We start from the raw sequence: 22,317 nt of genomic DNA on the forward strand, positions 1-22,317 counted from the left end.
ATCATCCAGATAGCAGGGAGTCGATTTTGAAAACCAGATCGCCCGTGCGCGGGCCGCTCGCCGCCGCCGTCCTGGCGACGCTCGGCGCGACAGCGGTCACCTTCGTTCTGGGCTCCGTCCTGCGCCAGGGCGGATTGACTGCCGGGCTGCCCGCCGCCGCGGCGGCGGTATCGGCGCTCGCCGCCGCGGTCCTGAGCCTGGCCGTGGCGCTGTTCCTCGACCGGCGCCCCCAGGGAGACCGGCTCACCGTCTTCTTTCTCGTCGCAGCGCTGGGCGTGCCGGTCATCTATTTCGGATCGATGGGCGCGGCGGTCTCCGAATACGGCTTCCACGGCGTGTTCCTGACCAATCGCGCCTTCGACTGGCCGAACTATCTGGGACAGCATCTCCTGCTCTTCGCGCCGGGTCTCGCGGTCGCGGCCGGCGTTCTTGCGACCGTGCTGCCGCCCGCCGGCGCGCCTGCCGGATCGGCCGCGCCGGCGGGCGGGCAGATCGCCGACCTCCTCTACACGGACTGGATGCGGTGGTTCTGGCTCGAGCCGCTGATCCTCTCCGCCCTCGCCGTCCTCGGAAGCGTCATCCTGGGCGCGGGCGCACTGGCCCACCGCCTCTCGGCCTGGTTCGCGCTGGAGCTGATCGGCCTGTCCGCGCTCCAGCTCCTGATCTGGTTCGCGGTGAGGCGGCGCCCCTTCGGGCGCAATCCGCTTCTCCAGATCGCGATGATCGGCCTGCCCTTCCTGAACTGGGCCAGGCTGCCGCTGCTTCAGGAGCACGGACCCGAAGCGGTCGGCGGCGGCGTCGGCATGTGGACGGTCGCCGTGCTGGTCGTCACCGTGCTCTCGGCGCGCCTCCTCTGGCCGACCATGGCGGTCATCGCCGCGAGCACGGTCAGCATGGTGGTCGCCTATTTCCACCATCAGCATGCCGATGCCTGGTTCGAGCAGGCGATGATCGCCGCCCTGGCCGGAAGCTTCTGCCTGGTGCTGGTGCTCGCGGCGCATGGACGGTTCCGCCGCGACACGCAGGATCGGCTGGCGCTGGCGGAGGCCCTGCGGCGGGAGCAGGAAGCACGCGAACGGGCCCAGAGGGAGACCGAGCGGCGCCAGCGCGTGCTGCGCGCGATCGGCCACGACCTTCGCCAGCCGCTGAGCGCGCTGCAGCTCTGGTTCTATGCCTCCAAGCGCAAGGGCGACGCCATGCCCGAACTCGATGCGGCCGAGGCGTCCGTGACGGCGGCGCACGAGATCCTCGACAGCATCGCCCAGCTCGCCTGGATCAATGACGGGGAGAAGGAGCCGAGGCTGGAGGATGTCGGCCTGACGCCGCTCCTCGACGATCTGGCGACGGAGGTCCGGGTCATGGCGCATGCGGCGGGCATCGAGCTGCGCTGCCGCTCGCTGCGGGCCACCATCCGCACCGACCCCTATCTCCTGCGGCGGATCCTGCGGAATTTCCTCGTCAATGCCGTGCGGCACGGCGGCGGCACGATCCTGCTGGCGGCGCGGCGGCGCGGCGGCCATGTGCACCTGATGGTGATCGATCGCGGGCCGGGCATCGCGCACGAGGCGCAGGCGACGATCTTCGACGAATTCGCGCGGGGCGGAAGCGGCACGGAGGAGGGGTTCGGCGTCGGCCTGGCCGTGGCGCGGGATCTCGCCGCTGCGCTCGGCCACGAACTGACGCTGTGCTCCGAGCCGGGCGCGGGATCGGCCTTCGGGGTCAAGGTGCCGCTGGCGCGATAGCCCTCAGGCGATGCCGTTCTCCCGCGCCCATTGCACGGCCGCCTCCCGGCCGCTCAGGCCGAGTTCGCGGTAGAGGCGCGACAGGTGCGTCTTGACCGTTTCCGGCGACACGCCGAGCCGCGCCGCGATCGCCTTCTGGCTGCTGCCGCGGACGAGCTCGGTCAGGATGTCGAGCTGTCTCGGCGTCAGGCGCCCCGTCGGATCGCCGGGGGACCGCGTTTCGACCGTCCGGCCGGTCAGCAGCGCGGTCAGCGACTGGAGCACCACTTCGGGATGGGCATGCTTTTCGAAGAAGGCGCGCGCGCCGAGCGCGAGGCTGAGATCGCGGTCGGCGCGGCTGAGCGATGAGGAGACCACCACCATCACCGCATCGCGGAAATGCGCCTTGAGCCGGGGGAGCCAGTCCGCCGCCGGGTAGCCCGGCACGTAGAAGTCGGCGACGATGAGGACCGCGTCTTCGGGCGCGGCCTCCAGAGCGGCCGCCGGCGTCGGATAGTAATGGGCATCGGTGATGCCGGGCAGATCGCAGACCAGCGTCTTCATCCCTGCGCCGAAAAGCTTGTGGTCGTCGATGATTAGCGCTTCGCCCACTCGGGTCTCCCGTCGATCGACAAGAGCGCAGGAGACTCGTCCGAGAATGTCCCGCATCATCCGGCCTTCTGTATCCGGGGGTGGATAGCGGCCCGGCCTCCCCCAGCCGGACCGCTTTCTCCCCCAGCTGACAGCTCATCTGCTCACCGGATGAAGGAAGCCTATATGCCGCTGCCGGGCCCCGCCATCCCCCCCGATGGGGGACATGGCTGCACTGACCTCCCGCGAATGTGCTCTGCATGCCTTGTGGGCAGGGGCCGAACTCAATAGCGTCTCCTCGGACGCCGCTCCGCGCCGGTCATCTCTCCCCCCCTTGAGACTGGCAGCTCCTCACCGGAGGGGGCGGCGTCCACCGAGGCGAGGCGCTCCGGTCAGTCCGCCTCCTGCCCCTCCATCAGCTGACGCACGAAATAGGCGTATTCGAGCGCGGTCCGCATGGCGAGCTGCTCCTGATTCGCGGTGCCGCCATGACCGCCCTCGATGTTCTCGTAATAGAAGAAGTCCTTGCCCATCGCCTCGAGCCTCGCGGCCGCCTTGCGGGCATGGCCCGGATGGACCCGGTCGTCCCGCGTCGAGGTGTAGAAGAGGGGGGTGGGGTAGTCTTCGTCCGCCGAGAGGCGCTGATAGGGGGAATAGGTGAGGAGCGTCTCGCGCTCCTCCGGCACGTCCGGATCGCCATATTCGCCCGTCCAGCTCGCCCCCGCCAGAAGCTTGTCGTAGCGCAGCATGTCGAGAAGCGGCACGCCGATATCGAGCGCGGCGTAGAGGTCGGGCCGCTGGGTCATCATCACGCCCATCAGGAGGCCGCCATTGGACCGCCCGATCGCGCCGAGCTTCTGCGGGCTGGTCACACCGTCCGCGATCAGGTCCTCGGAGATCGCGATGAAGTCGTCATAGGCGCGCTGACGGTTCGCCTTGAGCGCCGCCTCGTGCCAGGCGGGGCCGAACTCGCCGCCGCCGCGGATGTTCGAGAGCACGAGGACGCCGCCGCGGCTCACCCAGAGCTTGCCGGCCAGCGCGCCGTGCTGGGGCCGCGCCGGGGTCTCGTAATAGACCGGCAGGGTCGGGATCAGGAACCCGCCATAGCCGTATTGCACGGTCGGCGCGTCGCCCGCTTCGAGCACGTCCCGCTTCGCCATCACGAAATAGGGCACGCGCGTGCCGTCCGCGCTCTCGGCCTCGCGCTGCTCCACCACGACATCCTCGTCATCGTAGAGTTCGGGCAGGGCCATGACCTCGCTTAGGCCGCCGGAGGGATCGTAGTGATAGAGCGTGTCCGGAACGGTTAGGCTCTCGAAGGAGAGGAGTATGTCCGGCCGTTCATCGTCAGTCGCGACGAGCGAGACGACGCCGTTGTCCGGCAGCGGCAGCTCCTCCTGCTGCCAGCCTTCCGCCGTCGGAACGAGGCGCAGCGCCGCGCCGACCACATCGTCGAGCAGTTCGACATAGAGGGCGTCGCTCGCCGTCGCGATCCCGCGCACGGCCTGGCGCGCTTGCGGCGAGAACACCCGCTCCGCCGACATGTCCTCGAGCGAGAGCGCGACGACCTCGCCCTGCTCGTAATCCGTGCCCTGATGGGACCAGTCCTCGCGCAGGAGCGCGATGAGCCGCCCGTCGAGAATGCCTTCGAAACCGACGCGGCCGGGCAGGGGAAGCTTTTGCAGGCCGCCGTCATCCTCCAGCGAGAAGATCTCGTCTTCGTAGAAGGTCTTGCCGCGAACGAAGAACACGTGGTCCTCGCCGTCCCGGCGGATGGTGAGGCTGCCGACGCTGACATCGGTGGGTTCGCCCTCGAAGACGGTCTGCGCATCCGCGAGCGGCTGGCCGCGTTCCCAGAACTTCGCGACGAAGGGATAGCCCGATTCCGTGAGTGTCCCTTCGCCCCATTCCGTGGCGACGATCAGGGCGTCCTCGTCGACCCAGGCCGTGCGGGACTTCGCCTCGGGAAGGAAGAAGCCGTCCTCGACGAACTCCCTGCTGTCCAGGGAGAATTCGCGCGCGACATGGGCGTCCGAGCCGCCATGGCTGAGCGAGACGAGGCAGCGGTCGCTCTCGGGCGCGCAGGAGGCGCCGTCCCAGACCCAGTCCTCGCCCTCGGCCTCGCGCAGCGCATCCACGTCGAGAAGGACGTCCCATTCCGGCTCGCCGGCGACATAGGCCTCGAGGGGAGAGCGGCGCCACAGGCCCTGCACATGGGCCTCGTCCTGCCAGAAATTATAGACATAGCCGCCGCGGATCTCGCCATAGGGGATCCGGGCGCGGGAGGTCAGGATCTCGAGCGCCTCCTCGTAGAGCGCGTCATAGACGGGCAGGCCCTGAAGCGTGTCGAGGGACCGGGCGTTCCAGGCCTTCACCTGTTCGAGGGCGCGCTCGCTCTCGACATTCTCGAGCCAGAGAAACGGGTCCTGAGCATTCGCGGCACTCCCGCCCGCCTGCGAGGATTGCGCCGGGGCGGCGCAGGCGGCGCCGGAATATCCCGCGCAGGCGGTGAGGATCGCCGCTGCGGCGGTCGTCATCAGAAATTTCATGATCGTCCTCTCGAGCATGGTTCGGGCGCAGTAAGCCGCGCAGGCGGCGCCGCCGCAAGGCGGCTTCTCTTGCAGGGCTGCGTTGACAGGCCGGAAGCCGGGCGGGGACAAGGCGGCGAGGCGCAAGACAGAGGGCTGCAATGGGAATGATCGGCGTGTCCTGCGGGAGGAGGGCGGCAGGGGCGCTGCTTTTCCTCTTCATGCTGGCCGGTGCGGCCCATGCGCAGGCGGAAGAGAGCATCATCCTTCGCAGCGGAGAGGCCAGCATGACGCTCACGCCCCGCTTCGGCGGCAGGGTGAGCGCGCTGTCCCTCGACGGAAGAGCTTCGCTCATCGCCTTCGACGCCGAAGCGGCCGGGCAGGCGGGCGCCGGTCCGGTCTCGGCTGCGACGCCGCATCCCGGCGTCTTGGGCCATGTGCTCTGGCTCGGGCCGCAATCGCAGTGGTGGCGCCATCAGTCCGTCGCGCCCGAAAGGGACGAAGAGACCTGGCCGCCCGACCCCTGGCGAGCCGTTGCGCGGGCCGAGCCGGTCACGCGCGAAGGCGAGGCGGTCACGCTTCGTTCAGAGCCGAGCCCCGTTTCGGGAGTGCGGGTGACGCAGCGCTTCGCTGCCGTGCCGGACATGCCGGGCGCCTTTTCGCTTCAGGCGCGGGCCGAGAATGCGCGCGAGGAGGCTGTGGCCTGGGACCTGTGGTTCGTGACCCGCGTTCCCGCCGCCGCTGAGGTCTATGCGCCTGCCGCGTCGGCCGATGCCGTCCATGTCCTGAACATGTCGGGCGATCCCGAGACCGCTCCCGCCTTCGCGGTGCAGGGCGGCCTCTTCCACATGCAGCCCGCGCCCGGCGCTGCGGGACAGCAGGGCAAGATGTTCGTGGCTCCGAGCGCCGGCTGGATGGCCGCGTTCCATGACGGCCAGGCCTTCCTGATCACCTTCGGGCTTTTGGAGGAAAGCGAGATCCACGAGGATCAGGCGCAGCTCGAATTCTATGTCGACGATCGTCCCGGCGCCCCGCTGGGCGGTTTCATCGAGATGGAGCTGCATGCTCCCTTCGAAACGCTGATGCCGGGCGAAGCGATGGAAGCCGCAGAACGCTGGCAGGTCCTGCCCTATGAGGGAGCGGACACGGACGCGGCCCGCCGGGACTTCCTGCGGCGCCACTTGGACTGGCCGCGGGACTGAAAAAGACGACGCCGCGCCGGGGGGCGGCGCGGCGTCGTCCTCGGTACGGCAATCGGGATCTTACTCGGAGATCGGCAGCACGTCGTGTTCGGGAGCGTCCCAGGTCAGATGGTGTCCTTCGAGGATCACGAGATTGTCCTTGGAGATGATGTCCGCCGCGCTGTGATAGCCGAGGAGTTCCGAGACTTCCTCATTGGTCTGCTTGGCGAGCAGCAGCACCTCGTTGGAGGGGAAGTTGGTCAGGCCCCGCGCGACCTCGTCGCCGGTCTCGTCATAGACGTGCAGGACGTCGCCCTTGTTGTACTCGCCCTGCACCGAAAGCAGGTCATCGGCCTGGATGCCGGTCTTGCCGCTGCGGATGCGCTTGGCGGCCTCCGCATTGACGACGAGGCTGCCGGCCATGTTGAGGCGGTCGGCCAGCCAGACGCGCCAGGACGATTGCGGGTCGCCGATCGCGATGCAGCGCGTATGGCGCCGCTCCTTCTTGAGGATGCTGGAAATCGGCCGCTCCAGGATGCCGCTGGCGATATAGGCGGTCGAGCCGGCGTTCTGCGCCATGTTCGCCGCCTGCATCTTGGTCAGCATGCCGCCGCTGCCGAGGGTGCTCTTGCTCTTGGTCGCCTCGAGGTAGACGCTGACATCCTCGACTTCCTCGACGAACTGCGCGCCCGGCTCGGCCGGGTCGCGGTCGTAGAGGCCCTCGACGCCGGTGAGCATGACGAAGTCGGGCGCGCGCACCATCTGCGCGACCTTTGCGGCGAGACGGTCATTGTCGCCGACCCGGATCTCCTCGGTCGTGATCGAGTCGTTCTCGTTGACGATCGGCAGGATGCCATAAGTCAGGAGCCGGTCGATCGTGTTCTTGGTGTTGATGAAGCGGCGCCGGTTCTCCGTGTCCTCGGAGGTCAGCAGGACCTGCGCGATGTCGAGGCCGAACTCGATCGCGATCTGCTTGTAGGCGTTGATGATCAGCGGCTGGCCGCAGGCGGCGGCCGCCTGCTTGTCGGCCACGCCCGCCGATTCGGGGCGCAGGCCCAGCGTCCCGAGGCCGATCGCGGCGGAGCCGGAGGAGACGAGAACGACCTCATAGCCTTCCGCGCGCAGGGACGCGATGTCGGCGAGGAGGCCGTGCATGAACGCGTAGCGCAGTGTGAGGTCATCCTGATTGACGAGGAGGGCCGAGCCCACCTTCACGACGATACGTTTTTGTTCGTCCACGGATAAATGTCCTGATTTCTACTGTGGGAGGGCACATAGACGCTGACAGTTTCGACGCAACAAACAGTCCGTTACAAGATTCGGTGATCACGAAATTGTGAGGTGCGGGTTTAGCTAACGTATTGGTTTTGCGATCAGCGCCGTAACCGTGTTCCCGGCGCGGCCCGTTACTTGGGGCGGGGTGGTTGAAAGCCGAGGAAATCTCACGATGTTGCGTGCGTAACGGAACTGCGTTAGTGGGCGACCGCGCAATACCCATTTCAGTATAGGAAGTAATCATACCGGGTTCCGGAGTGTTGGGGGCCTAGCGCGGCGAGACGAACCCATGGCGCCGCTGCTGCTCGTTCGGACCCGAAGAGGAAAGACACCCTGATGACAGAAGAGACTCTCAAAGACCCAGACGCCTATATCGCGGAACTCGGCGCCAGGGCCCGCGCCGCGTCGCGCGCCCTGACCGGCGCCGGCACGGATGCCAAGAACAAGGCGCTCAAGGCCGCCGCGGCCGCTCTGCGCGAGGACAGCGCCAGGATCGCGGAGGTCAACGAGAAGGATGTCGCCGAGGCGAAGGCCGCCGGCCGTCCCGATTCCTTCGTCGACCGGCTGCGGCTCGATGCGGAGCGGATCGAGGGCATCGCGCAGGCGCTCGAGCAGATCGCGGAGCTTCCCGACCCAGTCGGCCGCGTCCTCGCCCGGTTCGACCGTCCAAACGGCCTCAAGATCGAGCGCGTCGCGGTGCCGATCGGCGTGATCGGCATGATCTATGAGAGCCGCCCGAATGTCGGCGCGGATGCCGGCGCGCTCTGCCTCAAGTCCGGCAATGCCGTCATCCTGCGCGGCGGATCGGAGAGCCGCCGCTCCACGCAGGCGCTCGTCGCCTGCATCAAGCGCGGCCTCAGCGAGGCGGGCCTTCCCGAGGACGCGGTGCAGATGATCGACACGCCCGACCGGGCCGCCGTCGCGGCGCTCCTGCGCGCGACCGAATCGATCGACCTCGTCATCCCGCGCGGCGGCAAGGGGCTCGTCAGCCTGGTGCGCGACCAGGCGCGGGTGCCGACGCTGCTCCACCTCGACGGCAATTGCCACACCTATATCCACGAGGCCGCCGATCTCGAAAAGGCGGTGCCCGTCGTGCGCAACGCCAAGCTGCGCCGCACCGGCGTCTGCGGGGCGACCGAGAGCCTCGTCATCGACCGCAGCATTGCGGGCGAGGCGATCCCCAAGCTCATGGATGCTCTCGGCGACTGCGAAGTGCGCGGCGACGAGGCCGCCGTCTCTGCGGATGACCGGATCAAGCCCGCCAGCGAGGAAGACTGGGACACCGAATATCTCGACACCGTCCTTTCGGTGAAGGTGCTCGACGGTCTCGAAGACGCTCTGGCCTGGGTCTCGGAGCATTCCTCGCACCACACCGACGCCATCATCACCGAGGACGAGGCCGCGGCGACGCGCTTCCTGACCGAGATCGATTCGGCGGTCGTCATGCACAACGCCTCGACGCAGTTCTCCGATGGCGGCGAGTTCGGCATGGGGGCCGAGATCGGCATCGCGACCGGCAAGGTCCATGCGCGCGGCCCTGTCGGCCTCGAGCAGCTCACCACGTTCAAGTATCAGGTCCACGGCGACGGGCAGACGCGGCCGTAAGGTCCGTTTAACTTCAATTCGAGACATCGGGCGCGGGGCAGCGCCCGGGAGAAGACGCCGCGGCAGTGCACTGCCGCGGCGTAAGCACAAGATCGAAGGGCAGGCATGAACACCGAAGCGCTCATTTCACTTGCAGGCTATTTCGTCCTCATGCTCGGCATCGGGCTCTATGCCTTCAGGGAATCGACCGACGATTCCGAAGGCTATCTCCTGGGTGGGCGCAAGCTCGGCCCGGCGGTCGGCGCATTGTCGGCCGGCGCGTCGGACATGTCGGGCTGGATGCTTCTGGGCCTGCCGGGGGCGATCTATGTCGCGGGCCTGTCGAGCGCCTGGATCGCCGTCGGCCTGACGGTCGGGGCCTTCTTCAACTACCTGCTCGTGGCGCCGCGCCTGCGGATCTATACCGAGATGGCCGACGACGCGATCACCATCCCGGATTTCTTCGAGAAGCGCTTCAACGACAGGAGCCACGCGCTGCGCATCCTGTCAGCGGTCGTCATCATCGTCTTCTTCACCGTCTACACCTCTTCGGGCGTGGTCGCGGGCGGCAAGCTGTTCGAAGCGTCCTTCGGCCTCGACTACACGCTGGGGCTGTTCCTGACGGCGGGCGTGGTCATCGCCTATACGCTGTTCGGCGGCTTTCTCGCCGTGTCCCTGACCGACTTCGTGCAGGGCTGCATCATGTTCCTGGCGCTCATCATCGTGCCGATCGTGACGATCGGCGTGCTGGGCGGCCTGGAAGACACGGGAGGCCTGCTCGAGGCGCGCAATCCCGCCATGCTCAGCATGACCGAGGCGGCGACGCCGAACGGCGCCGAGGCGCTGTCCGTGGTCGGCGTGATCTCGCTTCTGGCCTGGGGGCTCGGCTATTTCGGCCAGCCGCATATCATCGTGCGCTTCATGGCGATCCGGTCGCTCAAAGACGTCACCATGGCGCGCCATATCGGCATGACGTGGATGATCATCACCGTGCTCGGCGCGCTGGGCACGGGCCTTGCGGGCGCGGCCTATGTCGCCGCGAATGAGGGTCAGGTCGCGGAATATCTCGCGGGCAAGGGCGGCCTCGAAGCCTTCGATGCCGAGACGATCTTCATCGTCCTCAGCCAGATCCTCTTCCATCCCTATATCGCCGGCTTCCTGCTGGCCGCGATCCTCGCCGCCATCATGAGCACGATTTCGAGCCAGCTCCTCGTCTCGTCGAGCTCCCTGACGGAAGACTTCTACAAGGTCTTCGTGCGCCGGGGCGCGAGCGACCGCGAGCTCGTCACCGTCGGGCGGATCTCGGTCCTCGCCGTCTCGCTGATCGCGATCTTCCTGGCCTTCGACGACGACAGCAACATCCTCGACCTCGTTTCCAATGCCTGGTTCGGCTTCGGCTCTGCCTTCGGCCCGGTCATCCTGCTCAGCCTCTACTGGAAGCGGATGACGCGCAGCGGCGCGCTGGCGGGGATGGTCACGGGCGCGGTCGTGGTCCTGTTCTGGATCTACGGACCCGTCGGCGGCGATGTCGCCGCGATCATTCCGGGCTTCCTCGCCTCTTTGGCGGCGGTCGTCGGGGTCAGCCTCGCGACCAAAGACGTGCCCGAATACATCCAGCGCCGCCATGAGGACATGGCCGCCGTGGTCAAGGGCGATGCGCCCGAAAGCCTCGTCGCCGAACACGCCGCGGCGACGACACCGGCAAGCTGAGGAGAGGGGGCATGAGCGGGATCACGCTTCTCGCCTATGCCTTCTTCGTCGCCGCCGGGATCGGCGGCATCGCCTATCTCCTGCACCGCACCGGGCATGGCCGCCCGGCGGTGCTGGAGGAGGCGGAGGCGCGGCGGCTCCTTCAGGAGCGGACGGGAGGGCCGGTCGCCGGGCCGCCCTTCGTTACGGAGGCCGCGCTCCTTTTCGCTCTGGAAGACGGCATCGGCGTCGTGCGGGCGCAGGGTCGCTTCCCGCTCGTCCGCGTCATCGGGAAAGAGGATGTCCGCGACGTGCAGGCGCGCGCGAGGCGGCTGACCCTGCGCCTCCGGGGCTTCGACGATCCGAGGCTGGTCCTGCGCACCGATGATCCCGAAAGCCTGCGCGACTGGCTCGCCGCGGCGGGTCTCGCGGAAGAGGCCGAGCCGCGCTAGGCTCGCAGCCATGAGCCCCGAGAGCCTGCCCGATATCTCGTCCTTCGCGGCGCCGGTCTATATCGGCTTCATCCTGCTCGAGATCGGCCTGATCACCTGGCGCGGCGCGAAGGGCGCCTATGAGACGAAGGACGCGACCACCAGCCTCGCAATGGGCACGGGGAACCTGACCTTCGGCCTGATCTTCGCGGGCAGCATCTATGCGGCGATCTATGCGGGCCTTCTATGGCTGCACCAGTTCGCGCTCTTCGATATCGGCCTGTCGGTCTTCGCCGTCGCGGCCTGCTTCGTCCTCGACGACCTCGCCTATTACTGGAACCACCGCTTCAGCCACACGGTGCGCTGGGCCTGGGCGAACCACGTCATCCATCACTCGTCCCAGCACTACAATCTGACGACGGCGCTGCGGCAGCCCTGGTTCGGCTTCGCCACCGGCCTCTTCGTCCTCAAAGTGCCGCTGGTCCTTCTGGGCTTCCACCCCGGCATCGTCGCCTTCTGCGCCTCGCTGAACCTGCTCTACCAGTTCTTCATCCACACCGAGACGGTGGGCAAGATGCCCCGGTGGGTCGAGGCGGTGTTCAACACGCCGTCCCATCACCGGGTCCATCACGGCAAGAACCCGCGCTACCTCGACTCGAACTATGCCGGCGTCTTCATCCTCTGGGACCGCCTGTTCGGCACTTTCGTGCCGGAGGACGAGGCGGAGCCGGTGAATTACGGCCTCGTCAAGGATATCGGCACGTTCAACCCGCTTCGGGTCGCCGTGCACGAATATGTCGCGATCGGACAGGATGCGAGCCGCCCGGGCCTGACCCTGCGCCAGCGCCTCGCCTATGCCTTCGCGCCGCCCGGCTGGTCCCATGACGGCAGCCGCAAGACGAGCGAGGAAATCCGCGCCGAGGCCGGCCTGCCGCCGCGGCGCAAAGGGCGGGCGCCGGCCATGGCCCCGGCGGAGTAGGCCGGTCTTGTGGGGGCGGGCGGCCCTCTCTAAGTCGCGAGCACCAGTTTCGAGGAACCGCCTGTGGCCGTCATCGCTTACATCGTCAACGCGCTCATCGACCTCTACATCATCATCCTGATCGTCACGATCATCGCCAGCTGGCTCGTCGCCTTCGGCATCGTGAACCGGAACAATCAGATCGTCGATGCGATCCTGCGGACCTGCTACGGCCTGACGGAGCCCGTCCTGCGGCCGGTGCGCAACATGCTACCCTCCATGGGCGGCATCGATATCTCGCCCATCTTCGTCTTCATCGGTCTGCGCGCGATCCAGCTCGGTCTGAACAATTACGTGTTCGGTCCTGCCGTCCGGAACGGGTTCTGAGATGACCGCGCGCGTCCTCGACGGCAAGGCGCTCTCGGCGAAGCTGCGGGCGCGGGTGGCCGAAGCCGCCAAGGGCCTGCCGAATACGCCCGGCCTCGCCGTGGTGCTCGTGGGCGAGGACCCGGCGAGCCAGGTCTATGTGCGCAACAAGCACCGCCAGGCCGAAGAGGCGGGGTTCAAGAGCTTCGTTCACCGCCTGCCCGCCGACACGCCAGAGGACGAGGTGGTCGCGCTGGTCGAGCGGCTGAATGGGGATGAGGCGGTGGACGGCATTCTCGTCCAGATGCCGCTGCCGGGCGGCATGGACGCGCTGCGCGTCATCGCGGCCATCGATCCGGACAAGGATGTGGACGGGCTGACCGAAACCAATGCGGGGCGCCTGCTTCTCGGTCGCCGGGGCCTCGTTCCCTGCACGCCGCAGGGCTCGATGATGCTCGCCGCCGAGGCGCTGCCGGATCTGACCGGCAAGACGGCCGTGGTGGTCGGGCGCTCGATCCTCGTCGGCAAGCCGCTGGCGCTCCTCCTCCAGGCGGCGAATGCGACGGTCACCATGGCGCATTCGCGCACGGCGGACCTTCAAGCCGTCTGCCGGGAGGCGGACGTGCTCTGCGCCGCCGTCGGCCGCCCGGGCCTTCTGACCAAGGACCACGTCAAGCTCGGCGCCGTCGTCATTGATGTCGGCATCAACCGCGTGGATGCGCCCGAAAAGGGTGAGGGCAAGACGAAGCTCGTCGGCGACGTCGCGCCCGATGCGGCGGAGGTCGCAGGCGCGATGACGCCCGTTCCCGGCGGCGTCGGCCCGATGACCATTGCCTGCCTGCTGCGCAACACCGTCCTCGCCGCCGCGCGCAGAAGGGGTCTCGCCGACCCCGACGTCTGACCCGCCAAGGCCGGCTCAGCTCGTCAGCAGGAAGACGCCGAACCAGTCTTTCTCGTCCGTCCACATCCGGTCGAGGCGCCAGCCCGCGCGCCCGGCCAGCGCCTCGAAGCCGTCCACCGTATATTTGTGCGAATTCTCGGTGTGGATGGTCTCGCCCTCGGCGAAGGCGATCTCCTCGCCCGCCACCGTGACGGTCTGCGGCAGGGCGGAGACGAGGTGCATCTCGATCCGCTCGCGCTGCGCATTCCATCGCGCCTCGTGCCGGAAATGCATGAGGTCGAAATCGGCGCCGAGCTCGCGGTTGATGCGCGTGAGAAGGTTGAGATTGAACGCGGCCGTCACGCCGCCCGCATCGTCATAGGCCGCGCGCAGCACCGATTCGTCCTTCACGAGATCCGCCCCGACGAGGAAAGCGGCGCCGGTTCCGAGGGTCTTGAGGCTCTCGCGCAGGAAGTCCTCCGCGCCGCCCGTATCGAAATTCCCGATGGTCGAGCCGGGGAAGAAGCCGAGCCGCGAGGAGGCCTCCGAGAAGGCGGATGGCAGCGTCGTCGCTTTCGTGAAGTCGGCCGCCTGCGGGACGACCTCAAGCGCGAGGAAGCGGGTCCGGAGGCCGTCCGCCGCCTCCTCGAGAAATGCCGCGGCGATGTCGATCGGCACATAGACGGATGGCGAGATCGCTTCGATGAGGCGGACGGATTTCCGGCTCGATCCGCTGCCGAACTCGGCCACTGCCGCGCCGGAGAACCGCTCGGCAAGGTCGGGAAGCGCCTCGTCGAAGATGCCGTCCTCGGTCCGGGTGGGGTAGTATTCGGGAACCGCCGTGATCTCCTCGAACAGCTCGGAGCCGCGCTGGTCGTACAGCCATTTCGGGCTCAGCGCCTTCTGCTTCTGGCGCAGGCCGGCCAGCACCTCGCGGGCGAACTCCGTATCGGTCACTTGGTCTGTCTTTCGATTGAGGTTCAGGCGTCTGGGCTTCAGGCGTCGCGCGCGAGGCGGAGGCCGGAGAACTGCCAGCGTTTGTCGGGCGCGAAGAAGTTCCGATAGGTGGCGCGGACATGGCCCGGCGGGGTCGCGCAGGACCCGCCGCGCAGGACCATCTGGCCGGACATGAACTTGCCGTTATATTCGCCGACCGCGCCCTCGGCGGCGCGGAAGCCCGGATAGGGCAGGAAGGCGCTGGCCGTCCATTCCCATACATCGCCGTAAAGACCCGACAGCGCGCCGCCATCCTGCGGCGCCGGGCGGAGCCTGCCGCTGCCCGCATCGTTCCCTTCGGCCGGCCGATCCCGCGCAGCCACCTCCCATTCATGCTCGGTCGGCAGGCGCGCGCCCTCCCATTGCGCCGCGGCCCAGCTGGCGAAGGCATCGGCCTCGTAGAAGCTGACATGGGCGACGGGCGCATCGTCGTCGATCGGCTGGCGGCCGCGCAGGGTCATGACGCTCCAGCCGTCTTTGTCTTTCCGCCAGTATTCCGGCGCGATCCAGTCCTGCGCCTGCCGCGCCGCCCAGCCATCGGACAGCCAGAGGAGCGGGTCGTCATAGCCCCCATCCTCGATGAAGGCGCGCCATTCCCCGCAGGTCACCGCGCGATTGCGCAGGGCGAAGGGGCGCAGAAGCGCGTCATGGGCAGGTCCCTCGCAATCGAAGGCGAAGCCTCCGCCCTCGTGCCCGACCCGGAGGATGCCGCCATCATGGCTCGTCCACCCGGCGCCGTCACGCGCCGCGGTGACGGGAAGGGGGGTGGGGGACCTGTAGGCCGGCTCGATCGGGTTCTGCGCGAAGGCGTGCAGGATGTCGGTCAGGAACAGCTCCTGATGCTGTTCCTCATGGGAGAGGCCGAGCGTGACGAGCGCGGGATCCGCGGTGCCCTGTTCGAGAGCGTCCGCCATCGCCGCATCGACATGGGCGCGGTAGGAGAGGACCTCCTCAAGAGAGGGGCGGGTCAGGAGCCCCCTTCTCGCCCGCTCGTGCCGCTCTCCCACGGCCTCGTAATAGGAGTTGAAGAGAAAGCCGAATTTGGGATCGTAGGTCTCGTACCCCTCCAGCTTCGCGAGCAGGAAGGTTTCGAAGAACCAGGTCGTGTGGGCGAGGTGCCATTTGGCGGGGCTCGCATCGTCCATGGACTGGACGGTGGCATCGGCATCCGACAGGCCCTCGGCGAGGCCGAGCGTCGCGCCGCGCACCGACCGGTAGCGGTCCGCGAGAGAATGAGCAGAGCCTTGCGAACGTTCTGCCGGGGTCTTGCTGGCCAAGAGATGTCTCCCGCTCACTATGATGAGACGTTTGCAGCTTGCTTGCGCTTCGGCAACGCGGTGCGTTAGCGCGGGGCCGCCATGAGACGTCACGAGCGCGCGATACCTTCCTTCCGGCCCGGCCAGCGCGTGGGCCTGTTCGGCGGGTCGTTCAATCCGGCGCATGGCGGGCATCTCGCCGTGGCGGAGGCTGCGCGCGCCGCCTGCCGCCTCGACCGCGTGGTCTGGCTCGTCAGTCCCGGCAATCCGCTCAAGAGCGCGAAGGAGTATCTCGGCTATGGCGAGCGCCTCGCGCGGGCGAAGGCGCTGACGAAGGGGCGGCCCTGGATCGAGGTCTCGGCTGCCGAAGCCCGTCTTGGCACCCGCTACACGGCGGACACGCTGACGGCGCTCAAAAAGCGCGGGCCGAATGCGAATTTCGTCTGGATCATGGGCGCCGACAGCCTGGCGGGCTTCTCGCGCTGGCGGGACTGGCGCTTGATCGCGCAGATGATGCCGATCCTCGTGGTCAGCCGCCCCGGCGCGACCATGAAGGCGCTGAAAGGGCGGGCAGGCCTCAGGCTGTCCCGCTTCCGCCTGCCGCCGGCGCTGGCGCCGACGCTGCCGAAGCGGCGCCCGCCGGCATGGATCTTTCTTCCGGCGGTGCATGACCCGGCCAGCGCCACCGCCATTCGCGCCGAATTGTTTACCCTTCCGAAATGAACACTACCGCCGAGGCGGTCGCGCTGTTATCTTGGGACTGTCGCCGCGTCCGTGCGACGCTTGTTGAGGAGCAAGAGCTGATCGCTTCGCTTAGTTCCGGTGCCGACCTGCGGGTCGTCGCACCCGACCATGAGGGTCCGGCCGCGCCGGAAGCCTCTTCTGCGGGCCGGGCGCCCGCGCCGGCCCTGCCGCTCGTCCTGAACCGCCTCGAAGAGGACCAGGCCGAGGATGTTGTCCATATCGACCTGACCGGAAAATCCGATGTCGCGGATGCCATGATCGTGGCCTCCGGCCGCTCGCAGCGGCATGTCGGCGCCATCGCCGACAAGATCCTGCGCGATCTCAAGGATGGCGGTCACGGCACCGTCTCCGCCGAAGGCATGCCCGCCTGCGATTGGGTGCTGATCGATGCGGGAGACGTCATCGTGCACCTGTTCCGGCCCGAGGTGCGCAGCTTCTACAATCTCGAGCGCATCTGGGCGCCCGAGACCTTCGCGCCGGCCAGCGCGCCGCAAAGCACCTACGCCCCGGCGACCGACGCCGGGACCGAGTAGGCTTGCGTCTCGGCATCGCGGCCATCGGCAAGGCGAAGCCGGGGCCGCATGAGGCGCTGACGAGCGACTATCTCGGCCGGGCGCAGGCGCTCGGCCGCTCGCTCGGCCTCAACGGCCCGGACCTCAAGGCGATGGAGGCGCCGCGCGCGCTGGAGGGGGCTGCCCGCCAGGCCCGCGAAGCGGACCTTCTGCGCGACGCCATCCCGCCCGATGCCCGTCTCATCCTGCTGGACGAGCGGGGAAAGGACCGTTCGAGCCGCGAGCTGGCGGGCCTGATCGGGGCCCAGCGCGACCAGGGCACGCCCGCGCTCTTCTTCCTGATCGGAGGCGCCGACGGTTTTCCCGCGGAATTCCGAGCGGAACTCCGCCCCCGCACCGTGCAGAGCCTTGCATTCGGACGGGCGACCTGGCCGCACAGGCTGGTGCGGGCGATGCTGGCGGAGCAGATCTACCGCGCCGCGACGATCCTCGCCGGCCATCCCTATCACCGGGACTGACCTTACCCAGACTTCGCTGGCGGACCGAGCCGCCCCTGCGCTACGGGAGGTCCATGCGCCGCCTCCTGCTGCTCCTCTTCCTCCTCCCGCTGGCCGTGTCCTCCGCCGCCCATGCGCAGGACGCGACCGAGGCCGAGCGGCTGCGGGAGATCGAGCGTCTGCGCGAGGAAAAAGCGCGGGACGTCGAGGCGCTGCGCTCGCGGACCGAGCAGGCGGCGGCGACCCTGCGCCAGCTCAAGGCGCGCCTCGTCGACACGGCCGAGAGCCTTCAGGACGCGGAAGCCAGCGCCACCGAAGCCGAGGCGGCGATCGCCCGCCTCACCCGGGAGCGGCGCGAGGCGCAGAGCGAACTCCAGACGCGCCGCCGCTCGATGTCGAACGTCCTGGCGGCGCTGCAATCGCTCGAGCGGTCGCGCCCTCCGGCGCTGGTGGTCTCTCCCGAGGATGCGAACAGGGCGGCGACCGCAGCCGTCGCGCTTTCGGCGGTGACGCCGGAAATCCAGTCGCAGGCGGCCGCTCTGCGCGCCGATCTCGACCGGATCGAGGCGCTGCGCCTCGAGGCCGAGCGGGAGCGCCTGGCCCTGAGCGAGGCGGAGAGCGCGCTGGCCGAGCGGCGCCGTCTTCTCGAAGACCTCCTGGCCGAGCGCGAGCGCCGACAGGCGGCGGATGTCACGCGCCTCAGGCGGATCGAGCGCGAGGATGCCGCGCTGGCAAGAGAGGCGAGCACGCTGCGCGAACTGATCGAGGGCATCGACCGGCGGGACGAGGCGCGCGAGCCGGAGGCGCCGCCGCCTTCGCTGCCGACCCGCCCGCGGGCGCAGCCGGAGGTCTATGCGGCGCTGCCCGCCAGCTTCGCCGATGCCGCCGCCAAGCTGCCGCTGCCGGCGGCGGGACGCATCGTCACCCGCTTCGGCGATTCGCTCGAGGGCGGAGGACGGGCGCAGGAGCTCGTTCTCGCCACCCGCCCGGGCGCCGTGGTGACGGCCCCGTTCGGCGGCACGGTGAAATGGGCGAAGCCTTACGGCGCCCTCGGAAACATCGTGATCCTCGATGTCGGCGACGGCTATTCGGTGGTCCTGATGGGGCTGGGCAGCTTTGCGGTGCGGCGCGATGACGAGGTGCGCGCCGGCGAGCCGCTGGGCTATATGGACACTGGCGGCGAAAGAGCCCTGCGGCTGCATATCCGCCGCCAGAACGAGGCGCTCGATCCCGAGCCCTGGCTGCTGCCCGGCATGATCGCGCAGGCGCAGTGACCCGCCCTACCGGACTGTCACGGCCCGGAAGCTGCAGCACCCTTTGCCAGAGGCGCTTCACGTGCCACATTGAACCCGTATCAGAACAGGAACGCGACCTATGAAGAAGCGGCTGCCGACCTCCCGCCGGTCTCCGATCATGAGGAGTGCCTCCATGCCTGCGCTTGCCGCGTCGGCTCTGGCGGGCGGCGCGGTGACGGCCGCTTTCCTCACCAACGGCTTCGCGAGGCCCGGCTTCGATGCCGACACGTTCCGCCAGCTCGACCTCTTCGGCGAGGTCTTCGAGCAGGTGCACGAGAACTATGTCGAGGATCCCGAGGATGCGGCCCTTGTCGAAGGGGCGATCGACGGCATGCTGTCCAGCCTCGATCCGCATTCGAGCTATCTGAGCCCCGACGATTTCGGCGCCATGCAGGAGCAGACCCGCGGCTCCTTCGCCGGTCTCGGCATCCAGGTGACGCTCGAGACGGAAGAGCCGGGCAAGGGCCTCGTCAAGGTCGTCTCTCCGATCGATGACACGCCGGCCGCCCGCGCCGGCCTCGAGCCCAACGACCTCATCTACGAGATCGACGGCGAGAGCGTGTTCGGCATGACGCTGACCGACGCGATCGACCTGATGAAGGGGCCGAAGGGCACGCCGGTCGATCTCAAGATCATCCGCGAGGACGTCGACGAGCCGCTCGACTTCACGCTGGTGCGCGACGTCGTCACCGTGAACCCGGTCGTCAGCCGCCTCGAGCGGGACGGCTTCGGCTATCTGCGACTGGCGAGCTTCACGGCGCAGTCCGAGAAGAAGCTGCTCGCCGCGCTCGAAAGCCTCGAAGAGGAAGCGCCCGGAGGGCTGCGCGGCCTCGTCATCGACCTGCGGAACAACCCCGGCGGCCTTCTCGACCAGGCCGTCGCGGTGTCCGACGCCTTCCTCGAGGGCGGAGAGATCGTCTCGACGCGCGGCCGCAAGGCGAAGGATTCGATGCGCGAACTCGGCAGCCCGGGCGATCTCCTCGCGGGCAAGCCGATCGTGGTTCTCGTCAATGGCGGTTCGGCCTCGGCCTCCGAGATCGTGGCCGGCGCGCTCCAGGACCGGAACCGCGCCCTGCTTCTGGGAACCAAGACCTTCGGGAAGGGCTCGGTCCAGACCGTGCTGCCGCTGCAGAACGGCATGAACGGCGCGCTTCGCCTGACCACGGCGCGCTACTACACGCCGTCGGGCCGCTCGATCCAGGCCCAGGGCATCGTGCCCGACATCGTCATGCCGATCACCCGGCCCGGCCAGGAAGAGCCGACGGAACGCCGCTCCGAAGCCGATCTCCGCGGCGCCCTCGACGTGCCCGCCGAGGACGACCAGCTCAGCACCTCCCAACAGATCCTGATGGAAGGCCAGGCGGAGCTCGAGCGGCAGGAGCGCGAAGAAGAGAATGCCACGGCGCTCTTCGTCGAGCCGGTGGAGTGCCCCGAGGGCGAAGATTGCCAGCTCAACCGGGCGCTCGACATTCTCGAGGACCAGGTCCGCTACGACCAGCTTCTCGCCGATGCCGGCATGATCGAGCGGCGCTGACGCGCCGCTCTTTCCTCGCCGGCCGTCACTCGGCCGGCGATGCCGCTTTCCTGCCGGTGGGCGTGTCGGGCTCCGTCGTCGGAACGCCCGCCGCCGCGGCCTCCTTGCGCTGGGCCAGCAGGATGTTGCGATAGCGGCTCTGCACCACCGACACGCAGACCATCACGAAGATCACGAAGTAGAAGGTCGCCTTCGACATCGCCTGCACCTCGAAGCCGAAGAAGTGCATGTGGGCGAGGTGGCCCGCATCCGACAGCAGCAGGACGCCGACGACCAGAAGGATGAAGAGCCCGAGCACCTCATAGGCCCGGTTCTTCTCCAGGAAGGTCGCGACATGATCCGAGAGCCAGATCATCAGGCCGCCGCCCGCCAGGATCGCCACGGCGAGGATGACGAAGACCTCCGACAGCGCGATCGCCGAGAGCAGGCTGTCGAAGCTGAAGATCAGGTTCATCGCCACGATCCAGAACAGGGCGCCGCCGACGCTGCGCTTCGGGCTCGTCTCGGCATGTTCCAGGTGATCGACCGATAGCAGGTGGAAGATCTCCTTCATCGCCGTCCAGATGATGAATCCTCCGCCGAACAGCGTGACCAGCGCCCGCACCGTGAACTCGCCTGTGAAGGGCCGGGTCTCGATCGAGAACAAGGGCTCGGTCATCGCCGAGAACAGGAACAGGACCAGGATCAGGAGGACGAGGCGGAAGGCCACGGCCAGGCCGATGCCCATGCGCCGCACGAAGCGCTGCCGCTCAGGCGCCACGCGGCGGCTTTCGATCGTGATGTAGAGAAGGTTGTCGAAGCCCAGAACCGCCTGAAGCAGAATCACCATCAGAAGCGTGAACAGGTTGGAAAGCGTGAACACGCCCTCGAAGCTGAAGATATCGGTCACGTGTCACTCCCTCGAATCCCGTTGCAGGATGGCGACTTGCGGCAGCCTGTCCAGAGGGCATGACCGTCGCGGCCGGCCGGCGGCCGAAAAGGCGAAGGCCCGCACGAGCAGGGCGGGCCTTCGGTCTTCGATCGGAAGGTTTCGTACAGGAGGTACCCGGGCGTCCTCGCAACAAGCGTGCCACCCGAAGGCGCGCCGCCTTCAGCCGGGGCGCAGCCAGCCGAGCCGGTAGAAGACGAAGCCGAGAAGCCCGCCCAGTGCCGCGCAGAACGCGCAGACGATCCAGAATGCCGGCTGCCATTCCGCCCCCGGCATGCCCGCGACATTGATGCCCAGAAGGCCGGTGACGAATCCGAGCGGCAGGAAGACCGCCGACACCACGGAGAGGATCATCATGTTCCGGTTCATCTCGTCGGCGCGCCGCGCGGCGATCTGCTCGTGGATGACGGCGGCGCGCTCGCGCGTGATGTCCAGCTCTTCGACGACGCGCGTCACCCGGTCGGCCTCCTCGCGCGCCGTCACCCTTTCGGAGGCCGGCAGCAGGGGCGACTCGGTGGTGGCGAAGCGCATCACGGCTTCGCGCTGCGGCGCGATATAGCGGCGGAAGACGAGCGCGTCGTGGCGCATGGAGGACAGCTCTGCGCGGATATCGGCCGCGTCGGGGCGAAGGCTCAGCTCCTCGAGGCCGTCCACGCGGTCCGACAGGGCGTCCACGACGGGCTCGATCCGGTCGTTGAGGCCGGACACGATGCGCAAGAGGAGCGTTCCGGGATCGGCGGGAGCCCTGTCCGAACGCAGATCCTCGCGGATGGCCTCGATCGCGACCGAGCGCTGCCGCCGGACCGTGATGAGGCGGCCGGGCTCAAGGTGGATGCGCAGGGACAGCATCTCTTCGGGCTCGTGGCCCTCATTGAGGTTCACGCCCCGCAGGTTCATCAGGATCTGGCCGTCATGGGGCGTGAAGCGGGGACGGGTCTCCAGCGCGAAGAGCGCCCGCTGCGTCGTCTCGTCGAGATCCATGTGGACCGGCGCCCAGAGGCGCGCCGCGTCGAGTTCGAAATGCAGCCAGACATAGCCGCCCTCGGGCGGGCGCAGGGCGGGGTCGGCTGCGAGCGTTTCGGGCAGGATCGGATGCGCGCCGCCATCGGCATCCACGAGGAAGCCTTCGAGCAGCCCGGTCCGGGAGGCCGGGGCAGGAGGAGCGGGCCTTTCTAAAGGGGAGGACATGGCCCGACCCTAGGGGGGTTCGGCGCGGCGCGGTAGGGAGGTGGTAGCGGAGGAGGGACTTGAACCCCCGACACGCGGATTATGATTCCGCTGCTCTAACCAGCTGAGCTACTCCGCCAACGCGGTGTCCTATGCCCAAGAGTGCAGGCGCTTGTCAACGCGA

The 22,317-nt window shown here is 68.2% G+C and carries 20 protein-coding genes and 1 tRNA gene; 13 read left to right on the top strand and 8 right to left on the bottom strand.

The window, feature by feature from the left end; all coding sequences use genetic code 11:
* The first annotated feature begins 26 nt into the window (after positions 1–26).
* Complete coding sequence (locus IE88_RS0109235; protein WP_156032523.1) at positions 27–1,742, top strand: sensor histidine kinase; 1,716 nt, start codon at positions 27–29, stop codon at positions 1,740–1,742.
* Between the two features lie 3 nt (positions 1,743–1,745).
* On the opposite strand, the gene IE88_RS0109240 is transcribed toward IE88_RS0109235, so the two are convergent.
* The gene (locus IE88_RS0109240) at positions 1,746–2,333 is read right to left on the bottom strand and encodes a response regulator transcription factor (protein ID WP_031553466.1); all 588 of its coding nucleotides are present in this window, start codon (positions 2,331–2,333) and stop codon (positions 1,746–1,748) included.
* Between the two features lie 371 nt (positions 2,334–2,704).
* Entirely contained in the window at positions 2,705–4,861 is a 2,157-nt protein-coding gene (locus tag IE88_RS0109245; RefSeq protein WP_036766984.1) for a prolyl oligopeptidase family serine peptidase, read from the bottom strand.
* 140 nt (positions 4,862–5,001) lie between these two features.
* On the opposite strand from IE88_RS0109245, the gene IE88_RS0109250 reads away from it, so the two are divergent.
* A complete protein-coding gene (locus tag IE88_RS0109250; RefSeq protein WP_051881804.1) occupies positions 5,002–6,042 on the top strand; it encodes a DUF4380 domain-containing protein in 1,041 nt (346 codons plus the stop codon).
* Between the two features lie 60 nt (positions 6,043–6,102).
* On the opposite strand, the gene proB is transcribed toward IE88_RS0109250, so the two are convergent.
* Positions 6,103–7,260 (bottom strand): glutamate 5-kinase, encoded by a 1,158-nt coding sequence (proB, locus tag IE88_RS0109255; RefSeq protein ID WP_031553476.1) that lies wholly within the window; start codon positions 7,258–7,260, stop codon positions 6,103–6,105.
* Positions 7,261–7,632: 372 nt separating this feature from the next.
* On the opposite strand from proB, the gene IE88_RS0109260 reads away from it, so the two are divergent.
* The 6 genes from IE88_RS0109260 (at position 7,633) to folD (ending at position 13,225) form a co-directional block, all read left to right on the top strand.
* A complete protein-coding gene (locus IE88_RS0109260) occupies positions 7,633–8,901 on the top strand; it encodes a glutamate-5-semialdehyde dehydrogenase (RefSeq protein ID WP_031553479.1) in 1,269 nt (422 codons plus the stop codon).
* Between the two features lie 105 nt (positions 8,902–9,006).
* Positions 9,007–10,590: a sodium/proline symporter PutP gene (gene putP / locus IE88_RS0109265; RefSeq protein WP_051881806.1), complete on the top strand. Its 1,584-nt coding sequence runs from the start codon at positions 9,007–9,009 to the stop codon at positions 10,588–10,590.
* 11 nt (positions 10,591–10,601) lie between these two features.
* Positions 10,602–11,021, top strand: a complete 420-nt coding sequence (locus IE88_RS0109270; RefSeq protein WP_031553485.1) for a hypothetical protein — start codon at positions 10,602–10,604, stop codon at positions 11,019–11,021.
* A 10-nt stretch (positions 11,022–11,031) separates the two neighbouring features.
* Positions 11,032–11,979 (top strand): sterol desaturase family protein, encoded by a 948-nt coding sequence (locus IE88_RS0109275; protein WP_036766966.1) that lies wholly within the window; start codon positions 11,032–11,034, stop codon positions 11,977–11,979.
* A gap of 63 nt (positions 11,980–12,042) precedes the next feature.
* Entirely contained in the window at positions 12,043–12,345 is a 303-nt protein-coding gene (locus IE88_RS0109280) for a YggT family protein (RefSeq protein WP_031553491.1), read from the top strand.
* A 1-nt stretch (position 12,346) separates the two neighbouring features.
* Positions 12,347–13,225 carry a bifunctional methylenetetrahydrofolate dehydrogenase/methenyltetrahydrofolate cyclohydrolase FolD gene (folD, locus tag IE88_RS0109285; protein ID WP_031553494.1) on the top strand — a complete coding sequence of 293 codons (879 nt, stop codon included), beginning with the start codon at positions 12,347–12,349 and terminating at the stop codon, positions 13,223–13,225.
* A gap of 15 nt (positions 13,226–13,240) precedes the next feature.
* On the opposite strand, the gene egtD is transcribed toward folD, so the two are convergent.
* The gene (gene egtD / locus IE88_RS0109290; RefSeq protein ID WP_202900473.1) at positions 13,241–14,161 is read right to left on the bottom strand and encodes an L-histidine N(alpha)-methyltransferase; all 921 of its coding nucleotides are present in this window, start codon (positions 14,159–14,161) and stop codon (positions 13,241–13,243) included.
* A 38-nt stretch (positions 14,162–14,199) separates the two neighbouring features.
* The gene (egtB, locus tag IE88_RS0109295; RefSeq protein ID WP_031553500.1) at positions 14,200–15,477 is read right to left on the bottom strand and encodes an ergothioneine biosynthesis protein EgtB; all 1,278 of its coding nucleotides are present in this window, start codon (positions 15,475–15,477) and stop codon (positions 14,200–14,202) included.
* An 81-nt stretch (positions 15,478–15,558) separates the two neighbouring features.
* Here egtB and IE88_RS0109300 point away from each other — a divergent pair, with 81 nt between their 5' ends.
* From IE88_RS0109300 to IE88_RS0109320, 5 genes are all read left to right on the top strand, one after another.
* The gene (locus tag IE88_RS0109300) at positions 15,559–16,179 is read left to right on the top strand and encodes a nicotinate-nucleotide adenylyltransferase (RefSeq protein ID WP_036766967.1); all 621 of its coding nucleotides are present in this window, start codon (positions 15,559–15,561) and stop codon (positions 16,177–16,179) included.
* A complete protein-coding gene (gene rsfS, locus IE88_RS0109305; RefSeq protein WP_081871571.1) occupies positions 16,176–16,733 on the top strand; it encodes a ribosome silencing factor in 558 nt (185 codons plus the stop codon). The genes IE88_RS0109300 and rsfS overlap by 4 nt, the downstream gene beginning before the upstream one ends.
* 2 nt (positions 16,734–16,735) lie before the next feature.
* The gene (gene rlmH, locus IE88_RS0109310) at positions 16,736–17,230 is read left to right on the top strand and encodes a 23S rRNA (pseudouridine(1915)-N(3))-methyltransferase RlmH (RefSeq protein WP_031553510.1); all 495 of its coding nucleotides are present in this window, start codon (positions 16,736–16,738) and stop codon (positions 17,228–17,230) included.
* 53 nt (positions 17,231–17,283) lie between these two features.
* Positions 17,284–18,483, top strand: a complete 1,200-nt coding sequence (locus IE88_RS0109315) for a murein hydrolase activator EnvC family protein (RefSeq protein ID WP_031553513.1) — start codon at positions 17,284–17,286, stop codon at positions 18,481–18,483.
* 154 nt (positions 18,484–18,637) lie between these two features.
* On the top strand, positions 18,638–20,038 hold the full coding sequence (locus tag IE88_RS0109320) for a S41 family peptidase (RefSeq protein WP_238319291.1): 1,401 nt from the start codon (positions 18,638–18,640) through the stop codon (positions 20,036–20,038).
* A gap of 25 nt (positions 20,039–20,063) precedes the next feature.
* Here the strand turns inward: IE88_RS0109320 and IE88_RS0109325 are convergent, their stop codons facing one another.
* The 3 genes from IE88_RS0109325 to IE88_RS0109335 all read right to left on the bottom strand — a co-directional run bounded on the left by IE88_RS0109325 (position 20,064) and on the right by IE88_RS0109335 (position 22,272).
* Entirely contained in the window at positions 20,064–20,927 is an 864-nt protein-coding gene (locus IE88_RS0109325; protein WP_202900475.1) for a TerC family protein, read from the bottom strand.
* Between the two features lie 201 nt (positions 20,928–21,128).
* Positions 21,129–22,154, bottom strand: coding sequence for a zinc transporter ZntB (locus IE88_RS0109330; RefSeq protein WP_081871572.1), 1,026 nt, complete (start codon positions 22,152–22,154; stop codon positions 21,129–21,131).
* Between the two features lie 41 nt (positions 22,155–22,195).
* Positions 22,196–22,272: transfer RNA gene (locus tag IE88_RS0109335), tRNA-Met, on the bottom strand.
* Positions 22,273–22,317: the final 45 nt, after the last annotated feature.

Origin of the sequence: Parvularcula oceani, assembly GCF_000733125.1 — a bacterium.
GTDB lineage: Bacteria > Pseudomonadota > Alphaproteobacteria > Caulobacterales > Parvularculaceae > Parvularcula > Parvularcula oceani.

Excerpts from the sequence above, each read along its gene's own strand:
- IE88_RS0109245 (WP_036766984.1), bottom strand. The coding sequence starts at position 4,861 with ATGAAATTTCTGATGACGACCGCCGCAGCGGCGATCCTCACCGCCTGC.
- IE88_RS0109250 (WP_051881804.1), top strand. The coding sequence starts at position 5,002 with ATGGGAATGATCGGCGTGTCCTGCGGGAGGAGGGCGGCAGGGGCGCTG.
- IE88_RS0109260 (WP_031553479.1), top strand. The coding sequence starts at position 7,633 with ATGACAGAAGAGACTCTCAAAGACCCAGACGCCTATATCGCGGAACTC.
- putP (WP_051881806.1), top strand. The coding sequence starts at position 9,007 with ATGAACACCGAAGCGCTCATTTCACTTGCAGGCTATTTCGTCCTCATG.
- IE88_RS0109270 (WP_031553485.1), top strand. The coding sequence starts at position 10,602 with ATGAGCGGGATCACGCTTCTCGCCTATGCCTTCTTCGTCGCCGCCGGG.
- IE88_RS0109275 (WP_036766966.1), top strand. The coding sequence starts at position 11,032 with ATGAGCCCCGAGAGCCTGCCCGATATCTCGTCCTTCGCGGCGCCGGTC.
- folD (WP_031553494.1), top strand. The coding sequence starts at position 12,347 with ATGACCGCGCGCGTCCTCGACGGCAAGGCGCTCTCGGCGAAGCTGCGG.
- IE88_RS0109300 (WP_036766967.1), top strand. The coding sequence starts at position 15,559 with ATGAGACGTCACGAGCGCGCGATACCTTCCTTCCGGCCCGGCCAGCGC.
- rsfS (WP_081871571.1), top strand. The coding sequence starts at position 16,176 with ATGAACACTACCGCCGAGGCGGTCGCGCTGTTATCTTGGGACTGTCGC.
- IE88_RS0109315 (WP_031553513.1), top strand. The coding sequence starts at position 17,284 with ATGCGCCGCCTCCTGCTGCTCCTCTTCCTCCTCCCGCTGGCCGTGTCC.
- IE88_RS0109320 (WP_238319291.1), top strand. The coding sequence starts at position 18,638 with ATGCCTGCGCTTGCCGCGTCGGCTCTGGCGGGCGGCGCGGTGACGGCC.
- IE88_RS0109330 (WP_081871572.1), bottom strand. The coding sequence starts at position 22,154 with ATGTCCTCCCCTTTAGAAAGGCCCGCTCCTCCTGCCCCGGCCTCCCGG.